Here is a 26,263-nt window from a genome sequence, read left to right as displayed (position 1 = left end):
ATCGCCTGCAAAGGTACAAGCTATACTTGCATTATGAAATTAAAGAAATCGTGCTTATTTCGCAGCAGTACTTGACAAAGGATTGCTTGACAAAAGACTAAGGACTTATTAATACAGGTACCGATCCTTTATCCTTTGTCCAAATTTAAACACTTAACTCAAACCATTGCTTCTTCTTACCGAAACCATGTACCACCCGCCCATCCAGTACTTCGCGCAGGCGCTGCGGGCGGATGGCTTGATCATAGAAAAACACGAGAACTACGTGAAGCAGAGCTACCGCAACCGCTGCCATGTGCTCACGGCGCAGGGCATGGTGCCGCTGAGCGTGCCGGTGCTGCGGGGCAACAGCAAAGACAAGACCCTGATCACTGAAATAGAGATTGACTATACCCAGAAATGGTATAACGTGCACTGGCGCACGATACAGGCAGCCTACGGACGGGCGCCTTATTTTGAATTTTACAGCGACTACCTGAAAGAGGTATATGAGCGGCAGCCGAAATATTTATTCGACCTGAACGTTGATTTATTGCGGCTTTATCTTAAATTTCTGAAACTAGACCCGACAATCGGGTTCACAGACAGCTATCAGACAGGGCAACCGGAGGGGATGCTCGACCTCAGAAATAGGATACATCCTAAAATCATTCCTGACAACTTGTACGTACAACCCTATACACAAGTATTTGGCAAACAATTTGTACAAGACCTTAGTATAATTGACTTGTTGTTCACACAGGGTCCGAAGTCGCTTTCCTACTTACAATAATGCCCCTGCAAAACTAAACCTTTGCTGACTCGGGCTTGTTAACAATCAGGGGCTTTTCCTGTTAGCCTCAACGAGTTACAACATTTTTAGACCTTTACATTTTTTAAAGAGTATACATGGAAGCTAAATTCTCGAACAGAGTGAAAGAGGTGATCTCACTCAGCCGTGAGGAAGCTATCCGTCTCGGACATGACTATATTGGCACTGAGCATCTGGTGTTGGGCATGATCAGGGAAGGAGAAGGAACTGCTATCGCCTTGCTTAAGAAGCTGGGTGTTTCGATAGATGAACTGAAGTACGCTTTGGAACAGGCTACACGAAACACCGCTTCTCAGAACAGCAATATTACCGGCAGCATTCCGCTTACCAAGCAAACTGAGAAGGTGCTTAAGATTACTTACCTGGAGGCCAAGATCTTCAAGAGTGATATAATAGGTACTGAACATCTCTTATTATCCATCCTTCGGGATGAGGACAATATTTCTTCACAAATCCTAGCGAAATTCAACGTGAACTACGAAGCGATAAGAGACTCCCTGGATTATCACAGCAATAATCCACTGGCATCGTCTGACACAGACGATAATGATGATTCTGACAAATTGTTTGGCTCTTCTTCCCGCGCTGGCAGCAGCTCGAGCAAGAAGCCCGGTGAAAAATCGCGCACTCCGGTGCTCGACAATTTTGGCCGTGACCTGACTAAACTGGCAGAAGACGACAAACTCGACCCGATTGTGGGCCGTGAGAAAGAAATCGAACGCGTGGCTCAGGTACTGAGCCGTCGTAAGAAGAACAACCCGATCCTGATTGGTGAGCCTGGTGTAGGTAAAACAGCTATTGCTGAAGGACTTGCGCTGCGCATTGTGCAGAAAAAGGTAAGCCGCGTGCTCTTCAATAAGCGTGTGGTGACTCTTGATCTTGCCTCTCTCGTGGCGGGCACAAAATACCGTGGTCAGTTCGAGGAGCGTATGAAAGCCGTGATGAACGAGCTCGAGAAGTCTCCGGACGTGATCCTGTTCATTGACGAGCTGCACACGATTGTAGGTGCCGGTGGCGCTTCCGGTTCGCTGGATGCCTCCAACATGTTCAAGCCGGCCCTGGCCCGCGGCGAAATCCAATGCATTGGCGCGACCACGCTTGACGAGTACCGCCAGTACATTGAGAAAGATGGTGCGTTGGCCCGTCGTTTCCAGATCGTGATGGTAGACCCTACCACGCCGGAAGAGACTATGGAGATCCTGCACAACATCAAGGACAAGTACCAAGACCACCACCATGTGAACTACACTGATAAGGCGATTGAGGCCTGCGTGAAGCTTTCGGACCGCTACATGAGCGACCGTTTCCTTCCGGACAAGGCCATCGATATTCTGGATGAAGCGGGTGCGCGTGTGCACATCAATAACATTGTGGTGCCGGAGGATATCCTGAAGCTCGAAGAGCAGATTGAGAATATCAAAGTAGAGAAAAACCGCGTGGTGAAGAGCCAGAAATACGAAGAGGCTGCCCAACTGCGCGACAAAGAGAAAAAACTCATTGACCAGCTCGAGCAAGCTAAAAAGAACTGGGAAGAAGAGACCAAAAAGAAGCGTTATTCGGTAAAAGAGGAAAATGTGGCAGAGGTTATTGCCATGATGACAGGTATACCGGTGAAGCGTATCGCCCAGAACGAAGGTCAGAAGCTGTTGAATATGGCCGATGAACTGAGCGGAAAAGTAATTGGTCAGGAAAAAGCCATCAAGCAATTGGTGAAAGCCATCCAGCGTACACGCGTTGGTCTGAAGGATCCGAAGAAGCCGATTGGCTCGTTTGTATTCCTGGGTCCGACTGGTGTAGGTAAAACAGAGCTCGCCAAAGTGCTGGCCACTTACCTGTTCGACAAAGACGACGCGCTGGTACGCATCGACATGAGTGAGTACATGGAGAAATTCAGCGTATCTCGCCTGGTGGGAGCGCCTCCGGGCTACGTGGGCTACGAAGAAGGTGGTCAGCTGACTGAGAAGATCCGCCGCAAACCATACTCTGTAGTACTGCTCGACGAGATCGAGAAAGCGCACCCGGATGTGTACAACCTGCTCTTGCAGGTGCTGGACGATGGTATTCTGACAGACGGACTTGGCCGCAAGGTGGACTTCCGTAATACGATCATCATCATGACCTCCAACATCGGTGCACGCGATCTGCAGGACTTCGGTGCCGGTATCGGTTTCATGTCGAAGACCAAACAGGACAACGTGGACGAAATCATGAAAGGCACTATTGCAAGCGCCCTGAAGAAAACGTTCTCGCCAGAGTTCCTGAACCGTCTGGATGACGTGATCGTGTTTAACTCACTTGGTCGTGAGGATATGCACAAGATCATCGAGCTGTCGCTTGGCAGGTTGTTCAAGCGCATTGAGTCCCTGGGTTACAAGATTGAGCTCACCAGCAAAGCGAAGGACTTCGTGGCTGAGAAAGGCTACGATCCTAAGTATGGTGCCCGTCCGCTAAACCGTGCTATTCAGAAGTATATCGAAGACCCGATTGCGGAAGAGATACTGAAAGCCGAGATCGCACAGGGCGACACCATGATGGTGGACTACAAGGAAGGCGAAGAGAAGCTGACCTTCGCTTCGAAAAAAGGCAATGGTAAGAAAAACAAAGGCATGGCCAACGACGGAGAAGAGGAAGAGACCGAGCCAACCAAGTCTTCGGGCGACGGTGAGAAATCTGACAAATAAGGTATAAGACCTAAGGTATAAGGGCTGTCCCGTGTGGGGCAGCCCTTATTTTTTGTCTGGTTTATAGCTGTTTTCGGCTTATAGTTTTTAAATTTGACAATTAATCAATTCGTATCAGATAAATCAGATATACCCCATTTCATGGCAGGAGAAATCAGAAAAGGCCAGATAGAAACGCTGGAGCGCAAAAACGCCGAAGCCTTGCTTGGCGGCGGACAGGACAGAATAGAAGCACAGCACAAAAAAGGCAAACTGACGGCCCGCGAGCGCATTCACCTTTTAATGGATGAAAACTCTTTCGAGGAGATCGGCAAGTTTGTGATGCACCGCTCCAAGGACTTCGGTCTGGACAAGCAGTACTACCTCGGCGACGGCGTGGTGACCGGCTTCGGCACCATCAACGGGCGTCTGGTATACGTTTTCTCACAGGACTTCACCGTTTTGGGCGGTTCACTTTCTGAAACACATGCCGAAAAGATCGTAAAGATCATGGAACTGGCCATGAAAAACGGTGCACCTGTAATTGGTCTGAATGACTCGGGTGGTGCCCGTATCCAGGAAGGTGTGGTTTCGCTGGGTGGATATGCCGACATCTTCTACCGCAACACACTGGCCTCAGGCGTTATACCTCAGATCTCAGCTATCATGGGGCCATGCGCGGGCGGCGCCGTATACTCTCCTGCCATTACCGACTTCATCATGATGGTGGAAGACACGTCCTACATGTTCGTGACCGGCCCTAACGTGGTGAAAACGGTAACGCACGAGAACGTAACGTCGGAGGAACTGGGCGGTGCCAGCACGCACAGCACCAAGAGCGGCGTAACGCACTTTTCCTGCGCCAACGAAGTGGAGTGTATCACCTACATCAAAACGCTGTTGAGCTACGTGCCGCAGAACTGCGAAGAACTGCCTCCCTCTATACCTTACGAGGAAAAAGCGGACGAAACACGCGCTGTACTCGACACCATTATACCGGAGAACCCGAACCAGCCTTACGACATGCGTGAGGTGATCGAGGGCATCATCGACGCGGACTCTTTCTTTGAGGTGCACAAGAACTTCGGAGAGAATATTGTGGTAGGTTTTGCCCGTCTGGGTGGCCGCAGCATCGGTATCGTGGGCAACCAGCCTGCCGTACTCGCCGGCGTACTTGACATCAACGCCAGCACCAAAGCAGCCCGCTTCGTGCGCTTCTGCGACAGCTTCAACGTGCCGTTGCTGGTGCTGGAAGACGTTCCGGGCTTCCTGCCAGGTACCGACCAGGAGTGGCGCGGCATCATTACCAACGGTGCCAAACTGCTCTATGCGTTCTGCGAGGCAACTGTACCGCGCATCACAGTGATTACCCGCAAGGCTTACGGCGGTGCTTATGACGTGATGAACTCCAAGCACATTGGGGCCGACATGAACTACGCCTGGCCAACTGCCGAAATTGCGGTGATGGGTGCGCAGGGTGCTGCCGAAATCATTTTCAAACGCGAGATCGCTGAAGCCGAAGATCCGGCTGCGAAACTGGCGGAGAAGGTGCAGGAGTACAAAGACAAGTTCGCGACGCCATACCGTGCCGCGCACCGTGGCTTCATCGACGAGGTAATCATGCCGAACGAAACACGCTCCAAGCTGATCAAGGCCTTTAAGATGCTGGAGAACAAGGCAGTGACCTTGCCACGCAAGAAACACGGGAATATCCCGCTTTAACCGGATTGATTAATGAGCATGCGCAGTCCTAGAACATCTGGCTGTGCATGCTCGTTAAGTTTAACAACCGTTGTGTATACATTACTGAAAACTAATCTAATGAGAAAAGAATCTTTCGATTTTCTAGAAAAATACCTGAATAACTCCTCTCCTACCGGCTTCGAGTCTGAAGGCCAGAAACTGTGGCTGGAGTATATCAAACCTTACATTGAGGACTATTTCGTTGACACGTACGGTACAGTGGTGGGTGTAATCAATCCAGAGGCCGAATACAAGGTAGTAATCGAGGCGCACGCCGATGAGATCTCCTGGTTTGTGAACTACATCACGCCGGAAGGCTACCTATACCTGAAGCGCAACGGTGGCTCCGACGCCCTGATCGCTCCTTCCAAACGCGTGAACATCTATACCTCCAAAGGCATCGTCAAAGCCGTTTTTGGATGGCCGGCCATACACGTGCGCAAGGTGGAGAATGACAAAGCCCCTACCATCGAAACCGTGTTCCTGGACTGTGGTGCCAGCAACCGCGAAGAGGTAGAAAAAATGGGTATACACGTCGGTTGCGTGGCTACTTTTGAGGACGAGTTTACGGTGATGAATGACAAGTTCTACGTGGGGCGTGCCTTGGACAATCGTGTTGGTGGTTTTATGATCGCCGAGGTGGCCCGTATGATTCATGAGCGCAAGCATAAGCTGCCTTTCGGCCTGTACATCGTGAATGCTGTGCAGGAAGAGATTGGTTTGCGTGGCGCTGAGATGATCGCGCATCGGATCAACCCGAATGTGGCCATCATCACAGACGTGACGCACGATACGCAGTCGCCGATGTATGACAAGAAGAACAGCGGTGACATCCACTGTGGCAAAGGTCCTGTGATCGCCTATGGTCCGGCGGTACAAAACAACCTGCGTGATCTGATCATCAATACCGCACAGGAAAAAGAGATTCCGTTCCAGCGCTCCGCCGTTTCACGTGCAACCGGAACCGACACCGATGCCTTTGCTTATTCTAACGCGGGTGTAGCCTCGGCTTTGATTTCCCTGCCACTGAAGTACATGCACACAACCGTAGAGACCGTGCACAAAGACGACGTGGAGAACGTAACGAAACTGATATATGAAACACTGCTAAAAATTGAGGACAATCAGGACTTCCGGTACCTGAAATAGAAATCACTTTTAGCCTGAGAGAAACCACACAGCCCTGAGCGGCTTGTGTGGTTTTTTGTTTTAAAGCCTTCCCGAATTCTTTACTTTTGACTATGCGCTTTCCTTATACCTTCACCGACCAGATGGGCCTTACCGTTACGCTGCCGCAACTGCCACAGCGCATTGTGTCGCTGGTGCCTTCACAAACTGAACTCCTTTTTGACTTAGGACTGGAAGATCGCCTTGTGGGTTTGACCAAATTTTGCATTCACCCAAGTGATAAAGTAAAGCAAAAGACCATTATCGGCGGCACCAAGAACTTTAAACTGGAGGTGATTGATGAACTGCAGCCTGACCTGATTATTGGGAACAAGGAGGAGAACTATGAAGAAGGTATAGCTGGTCTACAGGACAAGTATCCGGTCTGGATGAGCGATATCTATACCTTAGAGGACTCTCTTGAGATGATCAGCCAGGTAGGTGAATTGACCGGAACAGAGGCCAGGGCAGAGAAAATCAGACAAGGTATAGCGGCTGGCTTCAACAACCTGCAGCCCGTGCACCCTGCTATACCTACCGCCTACTTTATTTGGCGCAACCCCTACATGGCGGTGGGTAGCAACAACTTCATCGACCACCTGCTGCAGCGATGCGGATTCTCAAACATTTTCGCCGATCAGCCCCGTTATCCGGAGGTATCGCCTGAGCAACTACAGGCTGCCGCTCCAAAGCTGATTTTGCTATCATCGGAGCCATACCCTTTTCAGGAAAAGCACTTTGGCGAGTTTCAGGAAATGTGCCCGGAGGCGGTGATTAAAGTGGTGGATGGGGAGATGTTCAGCTGGTACGGTAGCCGCTTACTACAGGCACCAGCGTATTTGCATGGTATAATCGAAGAAGTCGAACAAGGTATAGGACACTAAGAAAGGCGCTTTAGCAACCGCTCAGCCCGCTCGGCTATACCTGCAAAATAGGCGGCATCTGCCTGTACATCTGTTCCGGTTTTCCCTACTACTTCCCGTTTGTTCATCGGGTCAGCCAGGTTCGTGAATTTAATAATTTGAAAGGCACGATCGCGCTGCAGATCGCCTGTTTCAACTGCCTGCTCTAACTTTTCAATAAGTTGCTGTCGGAATTCTTTCTTCTCGATAGCCTCTTCGTCAAGCAATCGCAAAACGGCAGCGACTGCTTCGTCTTCGAAAAATGTGCGAATGACAATGTCAATAAGGTTTTCGGTGGAAGGGGCTGGCAGTCGCATTAAAGTGAGGTAGCCTCCGCCTGCTGCTACTGTGGTAGCGTAGTACTTCAGCCAAAAAGAATTAGTGAGCGGGTCTTTGTAAACGGCAGCATACCCACCAGCAGAAGTCTCCATCAACTCAAACTGTGGCAACAGCACCTCGATCAGGCCGGCATCTCCGTACAAATAGCGCTTCTCCATTAATCCCTAATCATTATACCTTACCTCAAACCCCATTTTCTCCAGATCCTCCCAAAACCGTGGGTAGGACTTGCGCACCACTTCCGGTTCCTGAATTTGAACAGACTGCAGCAAAGCGATGGGAGCAAACGCCATGGCCATGCGGTGGTCCTGGTAAGTCCTGAAATTCAATTCCCGGTTGATCATCAGTGTCGGGTTCATCTGAAAAATGCCTGGTGTTCTTTCATCCAGCGAGGCACCCATACCCAAGACTTCGATCTGTAAAGCCTGGATACGGTCAGTTTCTTTGATACGAAGGCTTTCCAACCCAGTCATCTCGACGGTTATACCGGAGGCGGCACACAGCGCCACAACAGTTTGTGCCAGATCCGGACAGTTGCTAAAGTCAAACGTTACTCTTTTCTCCGCATGCTTCTTGGTGAGCCGCACCCCTTCCGGCTTAAACTCGGTATACACGCCCAGGCGGCGCATAATGTCCACGATGGCTTTGTCGCCCTGGTGCGAGTCCTCCCGCAGCCCGAGCAAAGTAATATCCGCCTCTTTGGCCAGGGCCGCCATGCTGTACCAATAACTAGCCGCAGACCAGTCCGATTCCACAGCGAATGTGGCTGGCTGGTATTTCTGATGCGGCACCGTAATCGTGTTGTCCTCAAAGCTGGCCTCTATCCCAAAATGCTGCATCAAAGCCAGTGTCATTTCGATGTAAGGCCGTGAGCCGATCTTGCCTTCCAGTTCCAGTTCCAGGCCTTCCGGCAGCAAAGGCGCTACCATCAGCAAAGCCGAAATGTACTGACTGCTGATGTCGCTGCGCACTTTCAACTGCTTTTTGCCGTTGCCTTTAAAACTGCTGATCTGGAGGGGTGGGTAACCCGCCTCCCCAAGGTAAGCTATACCTGCGCCCAAGTCCTGCAGTGCCTCTACGAGCACCTTGATTGGTCGCTGGCACATGCGTTCGGTGCCGGTCAGTGTTTTTTGTTGACCCGTCACGGCATAATAGGCCGTCAGAAAGCGCATGACCGTACCGGCATCCTCGGCGTCTATCGTATCAGCATCACTTTTCAGGAGCTTTTGCAGGAGTTGGGTGTCGTTGGCCTCCGAAAGGTTCTGCAGTTCGGATTCACCGCCTGCCAGTGCTGCGATGATCAAGGCGCGGTTCGCCTCGCTTTTGGAGGCTGGTAATTGTACACGACCTTTCAGTATACCTGTAGGGTGCGAAAGAGTAACGGTTTTTGTCATAGTAGCTGGTAGTAGCGCAAAGACTCCTGTATCTCTGGCAGGGTAACAGGCTGGTCCCAAACGGCCTTGCCTATACCTTGCAACAGCGTACAGTTGATGGTAGAGTGCGTGTTTTTTTTGTCCTGCAAAGCCAGTTTGGCCATGCTTTGAATATCTTCTTCAGTGATTTTTACCTTTTCATAGATCGACACCATGAAAGTCTCGATCTGGTCGAGCTCGCGCTTGGTGAGCAACTCTTTCTTCACAGAAAGGTAGGCCTCGCACAGCATCCCGACAGCAATGGCCTCGCCATGCAACAGCTCGCGGCCGGGCTGCTCCATCAGGTAGCTTTCTACGGCGTGGCCCACGGTATGGCCGAAGTTAAGCACCTTGCGGTAACCGCCCTCCAGCGGATCAGCCTCCACCACAGCCGACTTTATACCTACTGAATGGCGGATCAGCGCGTCCCAGTCTTCGGTGAAAAGCCCGATGTGGCGCTGCTCCTCAAAGGCGGCCGCATCGGCGATCAGCCAGTGTTTGATGATTTCGGCATAACCCGACTTGAGTTGGCGCTGTGGCAGCGTATCCAGAAAACCCGGATCGATGATGACAGCCTTCGGCTCTTTGTAAACCCCGATGTGGTTCTTGAGTCCGTGGAAGTCTATACCTGTTTTGCCGCCCACGCTGGCATCCACCTGCGCGAGAAGTGTGGTGGGCACTTGCACAAAGTACATTCCGCGCTTAAAGGTGGCTGCACAGAAACCACCCATGTCACCGATCACGCCGCCTCCCAAGTTCACCAGCACCGACCAGCGGTCCAGGTGGAGCTCCGTCATACGCTGCCAGATATCCTCGCAGGTCTGCAGTGTTTTATGAGCTTCACCACTCTGAATCTGGATGATGCCGTGCTCGGGCAAATGGGGCTTCACCTGCGGGTAGCAATGGTGCAGGGTATTTTCGTCCACCAGCACGGCTATTTTCGAGAAGGCCAGGTTCTGCAGCACCGCTTTCAGCTGCGGCAGCACGTCTCGCCCGATATAAATGCTTTCAGTCACGCGGATTTTATTTTATCAGGTATAGGTGTAAAAACGTCGGCTATAAACCGGCGTTCAGGTATACGCTTACGATGCCTGTTCCGGCTCGGTGTTAGGTTTTGTTTCCGGACTTCCGGTCTGCATGATGCTGGTCTGCTTGCGAATCGATTCGACGTGGATCAGCTTGTAGAGCTCTTCCACAAAGGCCGGGTTGATCCCTGCTTCGGCGGCCCAGTCGGCACGGGTACGGAAAATTTCCTTCCAACGCTCGAGTTGTAGCACCTGCACGTTGTTTTGCTTTTTGTACTCCCCTATCTGCTCCACCAAGGCCATTCGCTGTGCCAAGGCCCCGATCAGGTCGTGGTCGGCAGCATCGATCTTCAGGCGCAGTTCCTCAGCCCGGTTCACCAGTTCCGCATCGTCGTAATTCGTTTTACGCACCTGCAGCTTGCTCAGTATGTCAGCCAGCGCGGCTGGGGTTACCTGCTGCTCCGCATCGCTCAGGGCCTCCGCCGGGTTCGGGTGCGTCTCGATCATCACGCCATCACAGCCCATGTCAAGCGCTCGCTGCGACAGGGGATAGATCAGATCACGGGTACCGCCAATGTGGCTCGGGTCCACGAACACGGGAAGGTTCTGGAAACGGGCTTTCAGTTCGATCGGAATTTGCCAGACCGGCGCATTGCGGTACTTGGAAGGTTGGTACGAAGAGAAACCACGATGGATGGCGGCCAGGTCGGTTATACCTGCCTGGTAGATGCGCTCGATCGCTCCGATCCAGAGGGCCAGATCCGGGTTCACGGGATTTTTCACCATCACAGGTATCTGCACCCCGCTCAGCGCATCAGCTATTTCCTGCACGGCAAATGGGTTCACGGTGGTACGAGCGCCGATCCACAATACATCTATACCTTGTTTCAGGGCTTCCTCCACGTGGCGACCCGTGGCTACCTCCGTCGTTACCCGCATACCCAGTTCCTGCTTTACGCGGGCCAGCCACGCCAGGCCCTGCAGACCTACCCCCTCAAAGGTGTTGGGGCGGGAACGCGGCTTCCAGATGCCTGCCCGGAATAGGTGCACATTCAGCTTTTTCAGGGCTTCGGCCGTCTGCATCACCTGCTGTTCGCTCTCCGCGCTGCAAGGCCCGGCAATCACCAGCGGCCTGCCCCGCTCAGCCAGCAGTTCAGCGAAATAGGTGTCTTTATTTTTGAAATCCATCGGTGTCAATTGTCCCTACAAAGGTACGACAAATACAACAGTTATGCAGCGGATCTGGTTTAAGGGAATGGCTGCCCTGAAAAACAGTACAAAATATATCTTGGGTACCAGGCTTCTATGGTGTAAAACGTTAACGCATGCCTTATCTTTGCGGCAATTAACACACCATTACATGAACCCGGTTACCAACGTTTCTTTCGACGATACAGCAGTCGCTTTTTCTTCCAAGTCAGACGCTGAGCTTTATAAAATGTACCTGTTGTTCAAGTCCATGAACAGCAACACCTTTGTGAAGGTAGGTGGCAACCTGCTGAACTTCGCGCTCAAGCTGCACCTGCCGGTAAAGTTTATCATCAAGCCAACTATTTTCAACCACTTCTGCGGTGGCGAAACGATCGGGGAATCGGAGCGTGCCATCCGCGAGCTGGCCAAATACAACATCGGCACCATCCTCGACTACTCCGTAGAGGGCGAGGGCTCGGACAAAAGCTTTGACGATACCCGGGACGAGATTCTGCGCACCGTAGAGAAAGCGCGTGGCAACAAGAACATCCCCTTCTCTGTGTTTAAAGTGACTGGCCTGGTGAGCACACCTCTTCTGGAGAAAGTGCAGGCAGGAGAAAAACTGTCAGCTGAGGAGCAAGCCGCCTATGCGCGTGGCCTGAAGCGGGTACAGGACATTTGCCAGCGCTGCTACGAAGCCGATGTGCGTGTGTTTGTGGATGCCGAGGAAAGCTGGTTTCAGGACACCATCGACAACATGGCCTACGATATGATGGAACTCTACAACAAGGAGAAAGCCATTGTTTACAACACCTACCAGCTCTACCGCCACGACCGCCTCGACGCGCTGGCACGCGACTATGAGAACGCCGTGGCCAAAAACTACATACTCGGAGCAAAGCCCGTGCGCGGTGCCTACATGGAAAAAGAGCGCAGACGTGCCGAAGAGCAAGGCTATCCAAGCCCGATCAACCCGACCAAAGCCGCCTCTGACAAACTATACAACGACGGCCTCCGCTTCTGCATCGACCACATCGACCGCATATCGCTTTGCGCCGGCACGCACAACGAAGCCAGCTGCTACCTGTTAATGGAACTGATGGAGGAGAAAGGTATAGCGCCCAACGACGAGCGCGTGTTCTTTGCCCAGCTTTTCGGCATGAGCGATAACTTATCGTACAACCTGGCCAATGCCGGTTATAATGTAGCGAAGTACGTGCCTTACGGTCCGGTGGAGTCGGTGATGCCCTACCTGCTGCGCCGTGCCAACGAGAATACAGCCATCGCCGGCCAGAGCAGCCGCGAGTTTGGCCTGATCAGCAAAGAAATGGAGCGCCGTAAGAAAGCGAAGCGTTAGGGCCTGACGTACCGGGCACTGGAGGAGTAACTCTGTTGAGTCCGAAAGTAAGGACGGGGGTTCGGAGTTTGCGGCAGGCAGGGTGTAAGGCTTTAGGTTAGCAGCATAAACTCCCTAAAGGCGATACTTAATCATCCCAAACCTACATTGAGTCTACTGAACAGCACAAAAAATAAGAAGGCCCTGCATTGCTGCAGGGCCTTCTTATGTGTTTAGAACTATAAGGTATTATCCGTAGTTCTGCTATTGATTACTGTACAGTTACAGTAGAGTCAGTCTCAACAGTTGTAGTCTCAACAGTAGAGTCAGCTTCAACTTCTTCAGTAACAACTTCTTCTTCAGTAGTTACTTCAGTTTCAACAGCTTCAGTTTCAGTTGCAGTTTCTTCAGTGTTGCAAGCTGTGAAAGCTACCAGGGCGAACGCTACGAAAGCGAATTTGAACAATTTTTTCATTTTGTGTTTGTGATTAAGTGTTTTGGTTTCGAATTTGAACTTCATACCGGAAACCCGGCTAGGTAACCCGGTATTTTTTATTTTTTTAAAATATTTTTTTGTTGGGTTACAAAAAGCGGCCTGGCGTATTAAAAACAGAACGGCATGAGGAAGAGTTTGTATGAGACGGATGAGGCGATCATGGAGGGAATCCGGAATGACGATGACCGCGCACTCGCACATCTGTATAAGCTGCACTTCCCGATGATCTCTCATTTCATCATCAGCAACAGTGGAACTGATGACGAGGCGAAAGACATTTATCAGGAAGGCGTGATCGTCTTCTACGAGAAGATCAAAGGCAACAGCCTGGAGCTTAGCTGCCAGATCAAGACTTACCTCTACTCGGTGTGCCGCCGGCTTTGGCTGAAACGGCTGGCAGAGAAAGGCCGCTACGCGAATCGCATAGAGGACTCTGAGAACTACCTGTCGCTGGAGGAGGATGTGCCGCAGCACGAGGAAAACGAAAGGCAGTTCGGCGTGATGGCCGAGGCGCTTGACCAGCTCGGGGAGCCCTGTCGCTCATTACTAGAGGACTTTTACATCCGGGCGCAGGGCATGCAGGATATTGTGGAAAAGTTTGGCTACACGAACACAGACACGGCCAAAAACCAAAAGTACAAGTGCCTGCAACGCCTCAAGAAGCTATTCTTCACCTCTTATAAACCAGAGGTATAGCATAGACGAATTGAATTTTAGCACCTTGTAAAAGGTATTTTTATATAACCATGTTTGACCACCGCATATACGAGCAAATAGAGCGCTACCTGGCCGGCACCCTGCCCGCCGAGGAGAAAGCTGCCTTTGAGGCGCTGTTGCTCTCCGACCCGCGGCTTGCCGACCAGGTACAGGAGCACCGCCAGGTGCTGCAGGCCATGCAGCACTATGGCCAGCGTCAGCAATTGCGCCATAAGCTCAACAGCATCCACACAGAAATGGAAACCGGTTCGCGGGCTATCACCAGCGAACTGACGGCCTGGAAAGTCTTCTTTAAGAAGCATGCCCAGACCATGGCGGTTGCCGCCAGCGTTTCGCTGCTGTCTGTATTCGGCACGCTTTGGAGTGTGCAGCAAATGAAGAAACCTGTACAGCAGCAAACGGCGCGCTACATTGAGCTCCGTCGTGAGGTTGAGAAAATCAAAAAAGAACAGCGTGCCATTATCAATGGCATCGCCAGCGCGGACACCCCCGCACCGGCTCCGCGTTCGGCACGCTTCAGTGGCACCGGTTTCGCCATCAGCCCAGATGGGTACATTGTCACCAGCTCACACGTAATCCAGGGAGCGGACTCTATCCTGATCGAGAACAAAGCCGGCTTGAAGTATAAGGTAACGGAAGTGCACCGCAACACCGACTACGACCTGACCATCCTGAAAGTGGAAGACCCTTCCTTTGCAGGTTTCGGCAAGCTGCCTTATACCTTTAAGACTGCCTCTTCGGACTTGGGTGAGCGCGTGTATACGCTGGGCTTCCCGCGCGAGGACATTGTGTTTGGTGAAGGCTCACTGAGTTCCGCGTCTGGTTTTGAGGGCGACACTACTTCTTACCAAATCTCCATCCCCCTGAACCCGGGTAACAGTGGCGGTCCGCTGCTCGATGACAAAGGCAATGTTATTGGCGTGATCAACGGCAAGCAGGCAGGTCAGGAAGGAGCCGCTTTTGCAGTGAAATCCTCTTACCTGCTGCAAATGGTAACAGAAATGAAGGAGAGAGAAAACGGGCTAACAGTAAGTCTGCCGCAGCAAAACAACCTGAGTGGAACCTCACGCACACAGCAGTTAAAGAAACTTCAGGACTATATTTTTGTCGTGAAAGTGTATAACTAAGGCACGGTAATATTGCTTTATTGCAACACCATGGAGGACTATCTGTCATATAAGCACAGGTAGTCCTCTTTTTTTTATAACTTTTTTAAAAAGATGCAGTTAAATAGACCATGTATATCCTGACAAAAGATGTACAATTTGTTTAATCATGAACCATAAAGTAACAACTATGAAAATGCGAATGCTAAAACCTCTTGCAGCTGTCTTTGCCGCAGGCTTTTTATACAGCTGCGCCAGCAGTAACGACACAATGGACACTACTGCCATGGACGAAACCACAACCATGAGCGAAACAACTACCATGGCCGGTGATGATGTTACTACCACAGAAACAGAAGTAAGCACTGAAACCACTACTACGGACATGGATACTTCTTCCACGATGGGTGTAACTGGTGAAACAAGCTCTATGGCTATATTAGACGCGGCCAGAACAAAGAGCGAAATCTCTACTTTCATGGAGTTGGTACAGGCAGCCAATATTTCAAAAGCCTTTGAGCAGGAAGGTGAGTTTACCATCTTTGCCCCATCTAACGAGGCCTTTGAGAAGCTCCCTGCTGGCCAATTAGAATATCTGAAAAAACCAGAAAACAGAAACGAACTGATTCAGATCCTGCAGGCCCACATCATTTCGGGTAAAGTGATGACAAGCCAGCTGCAGGCTAACCAGCGTATCCAGGTAGGTCAGGATGACTATATTGAAGTAGCTAGCGCAGGCGCTGCCCCTAACTCATTCACTATTGGCGGTGCCAGTATTATAGAGTCTGACATTGAGGCCAACAACGGTGTGATCCATGTAGTGGACCGTGTGCTGGTAACTGCTGATGCCGTAACTGACAAAGAATAACCAACAGCATTATAACATACTGAAAAGGCCTTCCCTTACGGAAGGCTTTTTTAATGATCATCTTTCAAAAAACCCGCTTATTATATGGGAAACGCTCACTGCCTAACTTCAATTTGCAACCATAGAGTTGGTGAGCCGTTACAATAAACTAGTCTGCAAAAAAGTAGGCATCCTTAAATTACACTAATACAAACTTAAAAATTCAACTATGGAAAGAGTAAGCAATACGAGCATGATGACAGCCATGTTCCGGGACCGTGACAGCGCAGAGAGCGCCTATGAAGAACTACGTGCACGCGGATATGACAAAGACGATATCAACGTAGTATTGTCGGACGAGGGACGCAAGCGCCACTTTAGCGGTGACCTGGACCGCGACGGCGATACCGAACTGGGTAACAAATCGCTGGAGGGAGCCGGAGCCGGTTCGGCCATTGGTGGTACGCTTGGCGCCATTGTAGGTGCTGTGGCAGCCATTGGTACTTCCGTAGCTATACCTGGTTTGGGCTTGGTAGTGGCAGGTCCGTTGGCAGCTGCACTGGCAGGTGCTGGTGCTGGTGGCCTGACAGGCGGCCTGATCGGTGCCCTGGTGGGCGCCGGTATACCTGAAGAACGCGCTAAGGTTTATGAAGAAGGCGTGAAAGAAGGTAACATCGTGCTGGGCTTTAAGCCGCGCACATCAGAAGATGCCCGTTACTTCGAAGAGCATTTCCAGAAGAACCGCGGAGAGCATATTTATTACTAAGGCCCGATTGCCTTACATAAAATCAAAGGCTTGGCTTTCCCCTTGTGGCAAAGTCGAGCCTTTGTCTTTATAGCCTACTCTACCTGATGCAGAGGGAAGGCCGGTATACAATAAAATGAACATATACTGACCGTTTTTCCGTATGCCCTTAAAACAATCAGAAATATCAAAAGCAAAAAAATAAGACTATGAAAAACCTATGGATGGCAGCCACCCTCACACTGGGCACGCTTGCCTTTACATCCTGCAACTCCGATAAGCAGGAAACCAACACCACTGCTGAGGTGGACACCGAAATGAACACAACCACCCCAGTAGATTCTACCCTGAGCGAAGACAAGCGTGAATTTATGGGCAAGGCGCACAGCATCAGCACACAGCAGGTAGAACTAGGCAAATTGGCAGTCGAAAAAGGTACAACCCAGCAGGTACGTGACTATGGCCAGCAGATGGTAGACCTGTACTCCAAAAAGCTGGACGAGCTGCAAGACATGTCAGGACAATATAGCGTTACTCTGCCGCAGCAAATGGAAGAAGACCATGCCGGACGCGTGCAGGAGCTCCGCGATAAAAATACGGATGAATTTGACCGTGCCTACTGGGACACCGTGGTAGAAGCCCACAAAGATGCACTTGAGAAGTTTGAGGATAACGTGAAAGACATTGCGGAGACAGACAACACCACCTTTAATTTGTGGGCCCGTAATACGGGAAAAGAAATCCGGGCGCAGATGGAAAATGCCATGGAGCTCAGGCAGGACAACAAAAAATAATGCTACAAAAACAGGCGGAGCTGACAGCACCGCCTGTTTTGTTTAAACTTCCTTCTTCAGTACGTTTTTCAGAACTGCCCAGGTATGGCGGGCCAGTAGTTTCTGACCTTCTGCATTCGGGTGCACGCCGTCGGGAAGGTTGAGGTGGCGCATACCGGCCACTCCTTCCAGCAGAAAAGGGACAAAGGCTACATTATTTTTAATGGCCAACTCCCGAAACAGTTTTCGGAACTCCTCTGCGTAGCGCCCCGGCACAATGGCAGGGATCTCCATACCTGACAGAATGATCTGCGCTTCCGGGTGTTTGTGTTTTACCTTGTCAATGATCTGCTGCAGGTTCTGGGAGGTTTCCCGTGCAGGTATGCCCCGCAGTCCATCGTTGGCTCCGAGTGCCAGCACAAATACATCGATGGGCGCAGACAGCCAGCGGTCCAGCCGGTACAAACCGCTTGACGTGGTGTCGCCGCTGATACCTGCATTGATCACGGTATAGCCTTCGTATCCCTCCGTTCTCAACTTCTCCTGTATCAGCGACGGATAGGCCTGTGCTGTCGGCAAGCCATACCCCGCTGTCAAGCTATCCCCGAAAAAAAGTAGTGTCTTCATAGTCGTTTGGTCCTGCTATACCTTGCTGAGCACCCGGAGCTGCACCATCTATATCTGTGCGGAAGAGAGCACAAGCGCTCCATACCAGACGAGATCACCCGGGAGCAGGTGGCAAGGTTTAGGCATGCTTCGGAAACGAAAAAAAAGTCTGAACAGTTATATAAAGAAGTGCGGCTTTCCGTAAAACAAGCAGGCAACCTGTTTGTTTATGCTGAGCCGACACGCTGCTTTGCGATAAAGCGATATTTATACTACATTAGGACTCGCCTTAAAAGAAATGCCCGTGGCCTCATCTACGGCACTACTTTTGCGTAGACAATGTGTGGTCCAACTAACTTAATTAGATGCTATCCTTGACAACCAGATTAAAAATATTCCTTTCTGTACTGGCCGTGGTCCTGCTTACGGGCTCATTTATCCTGTACAGCAAAAACAACAGCACGCCTGCCGGGAAAAACGAGATACTGATCAAAGCCCTGATGCAGGGTTTGAGTACCATGCACTACAAGCCGGAGAAGGTAGATGACAGCTTTTCGAAAAAAGCCTTTGGTCTATACCTGGACCGACTCGATTTTAACAAGAAATTTCTGCTTGAGTCAGATGTGGCCATGCTGCGCCAGTACGAGACACAACTGGATGACCAGCTTCGTGCCGGTTCGTTTGAGTTTTTTGATATCTCAGCTGACCTGATCGAGAAGCGCACCAAGGAATCTGAAGCTTTTTACAAAGAGATACTAAGCAAGCCATTTGACTTCTCTAAAGAGGAGAGCATTGAACTGGACGGTAAGAAACTCAAATTCGCCAAAGATAAAAACGAGTTGAAGGAAGCGTGGAGAAAGCAGCTGAAGTACCAGACATTGGTGCGCCTGGCTGACATGCAAAAGCAACAGGAAAAAGCTACCGCCAGCGCAGATAGCAAGGAAACGCGCAAGACCATGGAACAGATGGAAGCCGAAGCACGCGAAAAAGTGTTGACAGCCTACAACGAGCTCTATAAGCGCCTGGACCAGGTAACGCGTGACGACCGACGTTCTACTTACATCAACGCAGTAGCGAATGTCTACGATCCGCACACAGGTTATTTCCCTCCTAAAGCCAAGAAAGACTTTGATATTGAGTTTACCGGCCGACTGGAAGGTATAGGTGCCTCTCTGCAGGAGAAGGACGGACAAATCAAGGTGATGGAAATTGTACCAGGCAGCCCATCGTATATGCAGGGCGATCTGAAGCCGGGCGATGCGATCCAGAAAGTAGCCCAGGGCAGCGGTGATCCTGTATTGGTAGAAGGTATGCGCCTGGACGATGCCATCCAGCTTATCCGTGGTAAAAAAGGAACGGAAGTACGCCTGACCGTGCGTAAGCCTGATGGCAGTACCCGCATCATCCCGATCGTGCGTGACGTGATTGTGTTTGAAGAGACCTACGCACAGAGCGCGATGATTGACGACAAGCAGAAGATCGGATACATCAAACTCCCTGGTTTTTATGCCGACTTCGAGCGCAAAGGTGGCCGTAATAGCGGCGAAGACGTGAAGGCTGAAGTTGAAAAACTGAAAGCTGCCGGTATGCAGGGACTGGTACTGGACCTGCGCAACAACGGAGGCGGTTCGCTTGCTGACGCTGTTGAGATGGCTGGCCTGTTCATTGACCAGGGCCCGATCGTTCAGATCCGTACCTCTGCTGGCAAAACCGTCGTACTCGACGACCGTGACCCGGAAGTACAGTATACCGGTCCGCTGGTAGTAATGGTGAACTCCAACAGTGCATCTGCCTCCGAGATTCTGGCGGCGGCCATGCAGGATTATAAGCGCGCCGTAATTGTGGGTACTCCTACCTTCGGCAAAGGCACAGTGCAGCAGTTCGTGGAGATTGACGAAGCCCTGCCATCTCAGTTTGACCCTTACAAGCCATTCGGAGCGCTCAAACTGACTATCCAGAAGTTCTACCGCATCAACGGTGGCACAACGCAATTGCGTGGTGTAACGCCTGATGTGATTCTACCAGACGCCTACAGCTACCTGGAGTTCGGTGAAAAAGAGCAGGAATACGCCCTGCCATTCGACGAGATTTCTCCGGCCCGCTATAAGCCATGGTCGCGCGCCAAGCTGAACATCCCCGCAATACAGGCCAGCAGCAAGAGCCGTGTTTCTGGTAACGAGAGCTTCAAAATTATTCAGCAGAGCGGCGAAAGGCTGAAAAAGCAGGTGGACATCACATCCCGTTCCCTGAGTCTGAAAAAGTACATGGAAGAAGACAAAAAGAGCGAGGTAGCGAACAAGCAATTGGAGGACGCTCAGAAAAACATTCCGGTGCTCAACGTATCACGTCTCAAAACTGATTTGCAGACCCTGGCGGGAGACACTGCCAAAATGGCCCGTAACAAAGACTTCCTGAAGTCACTGCAGAAAGATGTGTATGTGGAAGAAGCAGTAGCGATCATTAAAAACGATATTAAGTAATCATTCTTAATTGACAATAATAGAAGCCGGCTATGTAGATAGCCGGCTTTTTTTTATTTTGCATCTTCGCCTTACCTATACCTTACTCATGAAACACTTCAACCCGCTTCAGAGCTTCCGATCGAAGCGCTATACCTTGTCCTGTATTGCAACGGTGCTCCTCGCCTTCTCAAGTTGTGCACCCCGCCCTCAAACCCAACCCGAAGCCGGAAAGCGAGGCGTCGTAGCCGACAAGGCCATGGTGGTTTCGGCCCACCCCGATGCTTCTGACATTGGTTTGGAGATACTGCGCAAGGGTGGCAACGCTTACGACGCAGCCATCGCCACACAGTTCGCACTGGCAGTTTGCTATCCGGTGGCCGGCAACATTGGGGGCGGTGGCTTTTTGGTATACCGTCACCACACCGGCGAAACCGGAGCACTTGACTTTAGAGAGAAAGCTCCCGCAGGCGCTCACCGCGATATGTACCTCGACTCGCTGGGCAATGTTATACCTGACCTGAGTCTACTCGGCCACCTGGCAGCAGGCGTACCCGGCTCTGTTGACGGGATGATCAAGCTGCACGAAAAACTAGGCTCCCTGCCTTTTGCCGAACTGGTGCAGCCCTCCATCGACCTAGCCCGCCGCGGAGTAATTTTGACTGCCCGTGAAGCCCGTATGCTCAACAATGCCCGTGAAGAAATGATCAAGTATAACAAGCATACCCCCTACCTGACGCGTGAGCAGGGCTGGCAACCAGGTGATACGCTCTATCATCTGGACCTGGCCCGCACCCTGGAGCGCATCCGCGACAAAGGCCGTCATGGTTTCTATGCAGGCGAGACAGCCGACCTGATCGTGAAAGAAATGCAACGCGGTGGCGGACTGGTTTCGCACCAGGATTTGCGTGATTATAATGCGGTATGGCGCACGCCGATTACGGGTCAGTATAAAGATCTGAAAGTTACCTCTATGTCGCCACCTTCGAGCGGAGGTATAGCCCTGATGCAGCTACTCACCATGGTAGAGCCTTACGACCTGAAGAGCTTTGGTTGGCAGCAGCCTCAGACCATCCAGATCATGACGGAGGCCAAGCGCCGCGTATATGCTGACCGCGCCACCTACCTCGGCGACCCGGATTTTTACAAAGTGCCCAGCAACGGCCTGCTGGATCGTAGTTATTTAAAGGAGCGTATGCAGAACGTTAGTTTGGAACGTGCCACGCCATCTTCAGAAGTGAAAGCCGGTGTGCTGCCGGTGTATGAATCAGATCAGACAACCCACTTCAGCATTGTAGACCAGTTTGGCAATGCCGCTTCCATCACCACGACAATCAACGGCGGCTACGGCTCCATGGTAGTGGTAGAAGGTGCTGGTTTCCTGCTCAACAACGAAATGGACGACTTCAGCGCAAAGCCCGGTGTGCCCAACATGTTTGGCCTGATTGGAGGCGAAGCAAACTCCGTGCAGCCCGGCAAACGCATGCTCAGCGCCATGACGCCGACCATTCTGGAGAAAGACGGCAAGCTGTTTATGGTAGTGGGCACGCCAGGAGGTTCTACTATCATCACTTCTGTTTTCCAGACGATACTGAATGTAGTAGAACATGATATGACCATGCAGGAGGCTGTAGCCGCTCCCCGCTTTCACCACCAGTGGCTCCCCGATGAGATACAGCACGAACCGAATGCCATCTCTCCTCAAGTACGAGCCGTGCTGGAAAGCAAAGGGTATAAACTAAAGCAAAGAGGCAGGTATGGCGCAGTGGAAGGTATACTGGTGCTACCCAACGGCAAACTGGAAGGAGGTGCCGACCCGCGCGGTGACGATACTGCAGTTGGCTTCTAAACAGGTATAGCCAACCGGCTTTTTGATTACATAAACATAAAAGAGAGAGCCCGCAGGTATAGCATCTGCGGGCGTTCTCTTTTATTTCAGGTATACCTTAGCCATTCTTTCGCTTTTCAATGAATCCGCCTATGTAATTGGCCATGGCCGCTATACCTGTGGTACTCATCAGGCCGAACATTAGCTTCCGGCGGTTTAAGGTAGCCGTGTTAAATTTTGCTTCTGTTTCGGCGTCGGGTACGGCGGCCTGCAGGAACGAGCGCAGTGTCTGGGCCAGCAGGAGTCCGGTGATGCCGACTGCCACGTGGGCCATGATTTGGTCGCCTTTCTCCAGGTTTTTGCTCAGGAGCAGTAGTCCGCTTCCGGCCACAGCAGGTATAAGCGCCGTTTTGGGTCGCTTCTTGTTCATAAAATAACTACTCAGGCCTGTTCCGATCAGGGTGGCAGCGTGTATATTGTTTATGATTTGGGGTTTGTCTGTCATAGTCGTTTCCATTGGTTCGTTTACTTCATACCGATTGATTTACGGCTTGGTTATACCTGTTTGAAAGACTGCATATAAGGAACTGCTATACCTGTACATAAAAAAAGCGGCCTCCCGTAAGACAGGAGGCCGCTTTTTTTGAGTTGATATAAACTAGTTTCTTACCAGTTTGGCTTGGTATACCTTGCCTTGTACTGCTACCTGCACATAGTACATGCCGTTACGCAGACCGCCTACCTTCTCGTTCAGCTGCTGCTGCACACTGCTCAGGTTACCGTTGAGTTCATACATTTTGGTGCCGTTGGCAGAACGCAGCTCCAGTGTCATCTCATCCATAACCGATACCTCTACTGGCAAAGAGATGTTCACCACAGGACCCTGCGTCGGGTTCGGATACAGACGGAAAGTCAGGTCCTGACCGTTGGCTATACCTGCCGGGAAGTCGTTGTCGCGGATGGCCAGTGTGAAGCTTCGGGCTGCAGCGGCTATACCCAGGTCGGTGGTTACGTTGTTGATGTGGAACGTTACCTGCTCCGTTGGCTCGGTCACTTTGTCGTCTACAATGCTCAGGTCGATTGTGGCTGATGTAGCATAAGCAGGCACCTCAACTGCAATCACGTTGTTAGCGGCTACCGGGGCAGTCGTGTAATCAACTGCAGTGGCGGTGGCACCGTCCTTCACAGTCAGGTATACGGTATGCGCTTTTGGCTGTGCGGCCGAGATGCTCATGTTCACGGCAAACGGTGTATCGCCTTCAGTTGCCGTCAGTGTAGGCGCTGAGAAAGCAACAGCTGGCGTAGCACTGAAGCTGAAGCGGGCCGATACGGGCACGTGGTCCGAGGTGGTGTTTCTGTAGCTCGGGATCAGGCTGAGCAATTGGTTTTCAATTGTAACAGATTCCTCGATATACTCATCCACCAAAGATTTAGACACGATGATGTGATCCAGGAAGCTCTGGAAAGAGCCACTTGCATAGGTATAGCCACCTGCCACGCTCAGGTCGTAGGTCAGTGCTTTGTAGTTTTCGTCCTGCACAAACGGGCTCAGGGTAGAAGGCAGGTCGTTTACTACAGACACGTCCACATCGTCGTTCATATCGCCCAGCATCACCAGGTTTACGTTCGGGTACTGTGCCGCCAGGCTGTCCTTCAACACCTGCACGTCGTACTTACGTTGGTTGTATGGTGTCACGTTCGTGCCGGAGTTTGCTCTGGTGTGGAGGTTCACCACATAGATTTGCTGCGTCACGCCGTTTACTGTAGCTTCCAGTTCCACCATCAGGGGCAGCCGACCGCTTGCCCAGAAACTGGTCTGTGCGGCCGGATAATCTGGCAACGTAGCTGTACCAGCTAGCACATCCTGATACAGTTTGTGGAGCAGTACTTTCTGGCTCTTCACTTTAATTACGTCCTTCTTGTAGGCAACATAAAGCTTTTGTGGCACCAGGTTGCGACTTGGGTCCCAAGAGTAAGAATGCACATCAGAACGAACAAAGTCATAGGCTGGCAACTCAGCTATCAGGCTGGCCATGGCGGCATCGTTTGCAATCTCCTGGAAGGCAATGATATCAGCGTCCAGTGTCTGTAGTGCCTTTTTAGCATTGGCAAACTGCAGTTCCTCATCGCTAGGGCCAAGTTCTGAGCCTCTGTCGTCTTTGTCAGCGCCAAACCACTCCAGGTTCCAGGACACGATGTCCAGGGTGCTGCTCTTTGGCAGAGAGGTACCGGTCAGGCTTCCTTTCACCACGGTGAAATCGCCGCTTGTGTAAGTCAGTTGGCCAGTGGAGCGCAGCTTGGTGCTGGCTGGCTTGTAGCGTATGTATACCTGGTTTGTTGCACTCGCTTCAGCAGCGGTATAAACCAGAGAAGAAGCGTATGTCTGTCCGTTCCTGGAAAGCTCGAAATCAGTACCTGCTGACAGTGTCATACCTGCCGGGTAGCCCAGCGCAGAGAAGTTGAAGGTATACGGAGCAGAAGCGTTCGGCACTTCCACCAATCCAAAATCAACGCTGAAGTCATTAGCAACCAGCAACTGGTCTACGTTCTCCACAGCGAAATCGTCCAAGGTCCAACGGGCGGCATTCAGGTCAACGCCAGAGGTATAGACGAAAGCCACATGCACAGAAGCACCTTTATAAGCAGTGAGGTTCACAATCGACTGCTTCCATACGTCAGAAGCGGCAGCCGGAAAATCGCCATTCAGTTCTGTCCAGGTGGCAGTGGCAGGTGCGCTGCTGCCATCGTAGTTAGTCGATACCATCAGTTTCAGGCCAGGACCTGTAAAGGCAGTGCGGCTCCAGAAAGAAAGGGCAGCGATGTTGAAGTCAGACAAATCCAGCGCAGGAGAAATCATCCAGTCTTCGTTGTCTTGGGCGCCGCCGGCATAACCGTTAATTTGCACGCCATTGTTACGTGGGTTTTCAGCAGTTTCTCTGCCAAACGTAGTACAGCCCCATACCTGGTCGCCAGTTACGCTATAGGCTTTCCAGCCGCCTGGTAGTGTGGTAGAGCAGTTGTTAAAGTCTTGAGCAAATGAGCTAACTGCATTGGCTGTCAGCTCAGTTACGACAGTAGCTATACCTTGGCCACTATGTGAAATCGAGCCAGACAAAGCGCCTGCTGTAGTTGGCGACACCTGCACAAACACAGTAGGGTTGGAGGACATCTCCTCAGCTGAGAAGGAAAGGCTGGTAGCGAAACCAGTTGTCGCCAGCTTTGAAACTTTGAAACCTCCTGTGGCTGTTAGCTGCACATTGTCCGTGATGTTGGCGCTGGTCAAGGTATAGGAAACAGTAGTTGGCTGTCCGGCGGCCACTTCGCCAAAGGCAAGTGAAGCAGGAGCCAGCACAATGGGGTTCTTGCTGTCGCTCAGGCTGGTCACCGCGATGTTGTCCACGGCAAAGCTTGGTCTGGAACCACCGCCGCTGATCTGGCGTGTAGCCCAGCGCAACTGCACCACTTCCTGGTTTTCAGCCGCCTCTGGTAGCGTTACGGTAAAAGACTCTACTTTCTGAGGCTCCGTGTTACCGCTTGTAGCCCACTTTTCCGTATTGTTTTGATACTGTGAGCCTTCGATGCTGGTAAAGGCACCACTTGTACCTACGCGGTACTGCAGTACGATTTCGTTAATACGGGTATTGCTTCCACCGTCATACGGGTTGCGCAGCGTCATCATATCAAAAGCCACATTGACAGCAGTCTTTTGCAATGTGTTGATGGCAAAGGCCAGGCTCAGGTCTACAGAACCACTGTTCAGGATACCGATCTTGCCGTTGTAGTTGTGAATCGCACCATTGGTGGTGGTAGATGTACTGTTGGCTAACATGGCTCTGTCGGCAGTAGCCGGAGTTGTTCTGAAGCTAGCTCCGGGACTAGTAGCCAGTAACCATCCTTGCCATCCGTCTGGATACGCAGTAGAAGCATGCTCCAGGCTAGAGAAGTCCTGCGAATAAGGCAGCGGCTGTGGCTGCGGGTTTGTCTGCGCTAAGGCTTCTCCGCCAGCCAAAAAGGCACAGCAGATCAGCACAAAAGCAGAGGCTTTTTGTAGATGTTTAAACATAGGTATAAGAGAGATTTGATTTCTGTTGTGTAGGAGA

21 protein-coding genes are annotated in these 26,263 nt (G+C 51.3%); 13 read left to right on the top strand and 8 right to left on the bottom strand.

The genetic code is table 11. The features are described from left to right. Nucleotides 1-166 precede the first annotated feature (166 nt). The 5 genes from L1278_RS07795 to L1278_RS07775 all read left to right on the top strand — a co-directional run bounded on the left by L1278_RS07795 (nt 167) and on the right by L1278_RS07775 (nt 7,265). Nucleotides 167-772, top strand: coding sequence for a WbqC family protein (locus tag L1278_RS07795; RefSeq protein ID WP_253402584.1), 606 nt, complete (start codon nt 167-169; stop codon nt 770-772). 116 nt (nt 773-888) lie between these two features. Continuing rightward, a complete protein-coding gene (locus L1278_RS07790; protein ID WP_253402582.1) occupies nt 889-3,492 on the top strand; it encodes an ATP-dependent Clp protease ATP-binding subunit in 2,604 nt (867 codons plus the stop codon). A 141-nt stretch (nt 3,493-3,633) separates the two neighbouring features. After that, nucleotides 3,634-5,193, top strand: a complete 1,560-nt coding sequence (locus L1278_RS07785; protein ID WP_253402580.1) for an acyl-CoA carboxylase subunit beta — start codon at nt 3,634-3,636, stop codon at nt 5,191-5,193. Nucleotides 5,194-5,292: 99 nt separating this feature from the next. After that, complete coding sequence (locus L1278_RS07780) at nt 5,293-6,363, top strand: M42 family metallopeptidase (protein ID WP_220625301.1); 1,071 nt, start codon at nt 5,293-5,295, stop codon at nt 6,361-6,363. Nucleotides 6,364-6,455: 92 nt separating this feature from the next. Then, nucleotides 6,456-7,265, top strand: a complete 810-nt coding sequence (locus tag L1278_RS07775) for an ABC transporter substrate-binding protein (RefSeq protein WP_253402578.1) — start codon at nt 6,456-6,458, stop codon at nt 7,263-7,265. Here L1278_RS07775 and L1278_RS07770 read toward each other — a convergent pair. The 4 genes from L1278_RS07770 to L1278_RS07755 form a co-directional block, all read right to left on the bottom strand. Continuing rightward, the gene (locus L1278_RS07770) at nt 7,262-7,780 is read right to left on the bottom strand and encodes a hypothetical protein (protein WP_253402576.1); all 519 of its coding nucleotides are present in this window, start codon (nt 7,778-7,780) and stop codon (nt 7,262-7,264) included. The genes L1278_RS07775 and L1278_RS07770 overlap by 4 nt on opposite strands. Before the next feature lie 6 nt (nt 7,781-7,786). After that, nucleotides 7,787-9,016 carry a 3-phosphoshikimate 1-carboxyvinyltransferase gene (locus L1278_RS07765; protein WP_253402574.1) on the bottom strand — a complete coding sequence of 410 codons (1,230 nt, stop codon included), beginning with the start codon at nt 9,014-9,016 and terminating at the stop codon, nt 7,787-7,789. Beyond that, nucleotides 9,013-10,050, bottom strand: a complete 1,038-nt coding sequence (aroB, locus tag L1278_RS07760) for a 3-dehydroquinate synthase (protein ID WP_253402572.1) — start codon at nt 10,048-10,050, stop codon at nt 9,013-9,015. The genes L1278_RS07765 and aroB overlap by 4 nt, the downstream gene beginning before the upstream one ends. A gap of 66 nt (nt 10,051-10,116) precedes the next feature. Continuing rightward, nucleotides 10,117-11,247: a bifunctional 3-deoxy-7-phosphoheptulonate synthase/chorismate mutase type II gene (locus L1278_RS07755; RefSeq protein ID WP_253402570.1), complete on the bottom strand. Its 1,131-nt coding sequence runs from the start codon at nt 11,245-11,247 to the stop codon at nt 10,117-10,119. A 172-nt stretch (nt 11,248-11,419) separates the two neighbouring features. Between L1278_RS07755 and L1278_RS07750 the strand changes: the two genes are divergently transcribed. Then, nucleotides 11,420-12,607, top strand: coding sequence for a proline dehydrogenase family protein (locus L1278_RS07750; RefSeq protein ID WP_253402568.1), 1,188 nt, complete (start codon nt 11,420-11,422; stop codon nt 12,605-12,607). 250 nt (nt 12,608-12,857) lie between these two features. Here L1278_RS07750 and L1278_RS07745 read toward each other — a convergent pair whose 3' ends face one another. Next, nucleotides 12,858-13,061: a hypothetical protein gene (locus L1278_RS07745; RefSeq protein WP_188502535.1), complete on the bottom strand. Its 204-nt coding sequence runs from the start codon at nt 13,059-13,061 to the stop codon at nt 12,858-12,860. Nucleotides 13,062-13,205: 144 nt separating this feature from the next. On the opposite strand from L1278_RS07745, the gene L1278_RS07740 reads away from it, so the two are divergent. The 5 genes from L1278_RS07740 to L1278_RS07720 all read left to right on the top strand — a co-directional run bounded on the left by L1278_RS07740 (nt 13,206) and on the right by L1278_RS07720 (nt 17,291). Continuing rightward, the gene (locus L1278_RS07740; protein WP_253402566.1) at nt 13,206-13,778 is read left to right on the top strand and encodes an RNA polymerase sigma factor; all 573 of its coding nucleotides are present in this window, start codon (nt 13,206-13,208) and stop codon (nt 13,776-13,778) included. Nucleotides 13,779-13,828: 50 nt separating this feature from the next. Further along, nucleotides 13,829-14,926 carry a serine protease gene (locus L1278_RS07735; RefSeq protein WP_253402564.1) on the top strand — a complete coding sequence of 366 codons (1,098 nt, stop codon included), beginning with the start codon at nt 13,829-13,831 and terminating at the stop codon, nt 14,924-14,926. Nucleotides 14,927-15,107: 181 nt separating this feature from the next. Beyond that, entirely contained in the window at nt 15,108-15,773 is a 666-nt protein-coding gene (locus L1278_RS07730; protein ID WP_253402562.1) for a fasciclin domain-containing protein, read from the top strand. Nucleotides 15,774-15,981: 208 nt separating this feature from the next. Next, nucleotides 15,982-16,518, top strand: a complete 537-nt coding sequence (locus tag L1278_RS07725) for a hypothetical protein (protein WP_253402560.1) — start codon at nt 15,982-15,984, stop codon at nt 16,516-16,518. A gap of 188 nt (nt 16,519-16,706) precedes the next feature. Next, nucleotides 16,707-17,291, top strand: coding sequence for a DUF4142 domain-containing protein (locus L1278_RS07720; protein ID WP_253402559.1), 585 nt, complete (start codon nt 16,707-16,709; stop codon nt 17,289-17,291). A gap of 42 nt (nt 17,292-17,333) precedes the next feature. Here L1278_RS07720 and L1278_RS07715 read toward each other — a convergent pair whose 3' ends face one another. Further along, complete coding sequence (locus tag L1278_RS07715; RefSeq protein ID WP_253402557.1) at nt 17,334-17,897, bottom strand: arylesterase; 564 nt, start codon at nt 17,895-17,897, stop codon at nt 17,334-17,336. Nucleotides 17,898-18,241: 344 nt separating this feature from the next. On the opposite strand from L1278_RS07715, the gene L1278_RS07710 reads away from it, so the two are divergent. Beyond that, a complete protein-coding gene (locus L1278_RS07710) occupies nt 18,242-20,356 on the top strand; it encodes a carboxy terminal-processing peptidase (RefSeq protein ID WP_253402555.1) in 2,115 nt (704 codons plus the stop codon). Nucleotides 20,357-20,444: 88 nt separating this feature from the next. After that, a complete protein-coding gene (ggt, locus tag L1278_RS07705) occupies nt 20,445-22,184 on the top strand; it encodes a gamma-glutamyltransferase (RefSeq protein ID WP_253402553.1) in 1,740 nt (579 codons plus the stop codon). A 97-nt stretch (nt 22,185-22,281) separates the two neighbouring features. Here ggt and L1278_RS07700 read toward each other — a convergent pair whose 3' ends face one another. Together L1278_RS07700 and L1278_RS07695 are read right to left on the bottom strand one after the other, a co-directional pair. Further along, nucleotides 22,282-22,668: a hypothetical protein gene (locus tag L1278_RS07700; protein ID WP_253402551.1), complete on the bottom strand. Its 387-nt coding sequence runs from the start codon at nt 22,666-22,668 to the stop codon at nt 22,282-22,284. A 153-nt stretch (nt 22,669-22,821) separates the two neighbouring features. After that, a complete protein-coding gene (locus L1278_RS07695) occupies nt 22,822-26,226 on the bottom strand; it encodes a T9SS-dependent choice-of-anchor J family protein (protein ID WP_253402549.1) in 3,405 nt (1,134 codons plus the stop codon). Between the last annotated feature and the right edge of the window lie 37 nt (nt 26,227-26,263).

The sequence above is a fragment of the Pontibacter sp. HSC-36F09 genome (assembly GCF_024171605.1).
Classification (GTDB): Bacteria; Bacteroidota; Bacteroidia; order Cytophagales; family Hymenobacteraceae; genus Pontibacter.
This window is presented reverse-complemented; position numbering and strand designations above follow the sequence as displayed.

Coding starts and splice junctions, on each gene's coding strand:
- L1278_RS07790 (WP_253402582.1), top strand. CDS start 889: ATGGAAGCTAAATTCTCGAACAGAGTGAAAGAGGTGATCTCACTCAGC.
- L1278_RS07785 (WP_253402580.1), top strand. CDS start 3,634: ATGGCAGGAGAAATCAGAAAAGGCCAGATAGAAACGCTGGAGCGCAAA.
- L1278_RS07780 (WP_220625301.1), top strand. CDS start 5,293: ATGAGAAAAGAATCTTTCGATTTTCTAGAAAAATACCTGAATAACTCC.
- L1278_RS07775 (WP_253402578.1), top strand. CDS start 6,456: ATGCGCTTTCCTTATACCTTCACCGACCAGATGGGCCTTACCGTTACG.
- L1278_RS07770 (WP_253402576.1), bottom strand. CDS start 7,780: ATGGAGAAGCGCTATTTGTACGGAGATGCCGGCCTGATCGAGGTGCTG.
- L1278_RS07765 (WP_253402574.1), bottom strand. CDS start 9,016: ATGACAAAAACCGTTACTCTTTCGCACCCTACAGGTATACTGAAAGGT.
- L1278_RS07755 (WP_253402570.1), bottom strand. CDS start 11,247: ATGGATTTCAAAAATAAAGACACCTATTTCGCTGAACTGCTGGCTGAG.
- L1278_RS07750 (WP_253402568.1), top strand. CDS start 11,420: ATGAACCCGGTTACCAACGTTTCTTTCGACGATACAGCAGTCGCTTTT.
- L1278_RS07745 (WP_188502535.1), bottom strand. CDS start 13,061: ATGAAAAAATTGTTCAAATTCGCTTTCGTAGCGTTCGCCCTGGTAGCT.
- L1278_RS07740 (WP_253402566.1), top strand. CDS start 13,206: ATGAGGAAGAGTTTGTATGAGACGGATGAGGCGATCATGGAGGGAATC.
- L1278_RS07735 (WP_253402564.1), top strand. CDS start 13,829: ATGTTTGACCACCGCATATACGAGCAAATAGAGCGCTACCTGGCCGGC.
- L1278_RS07730 (WP_253402562.1), top strand. CDS start 15,108: ATGCTAAAACCTCTTGCAGCTGTCTTTGCCGCAGGCTTTTTATACAGC.
- L1278_RS07725 (WP_253402560.1), top strand. CDS start 15,982: ATGGAAAGAGTAAGCAATACGAGCATGATGACAGCCATGTTCCGGGAC.
- L1278_RS07720 (WP_253402559.1), top strand. CDS start 16,707: ATGAAAAACCTATGGATGGCAGCCACCCTCACACTGGGCACGCTTGCC.
- L1278_RS07715 (WP_253402557.1), bottom strand. CDS start 17,897: ATGAAGACACTACTTTTTTTCGGGGATAGCTTGACAGCGGGGTATGGC.
- L1278_RS07710 (WP_253402555.1), top strand. CDS start 18,242: ATGCTATCCTTGACAACCAGATTAAAAATATTCCTTTCTGTACTGGCC.
- ggt (WP_253402553.1), top strand. CDS start 20,445: ATGAAACACTTCAACCCGCTTCAGAGCTTCCGATCGAAGCGCTATACC.
- L1278_RS07700 (WP_253402551.1), bottom strand. CDS start 22,668: ATGACAGACAAACCCCAAATCATAAACAATATACACGCTGCCACCCTG.
- L1278_RS07695 (WP_253402549.1), bottom strand. CDS start 26,226: ATGTTTAAACATCTACAAAAAGCCTCTGCTTTTGTGCTGATCTGCTGT.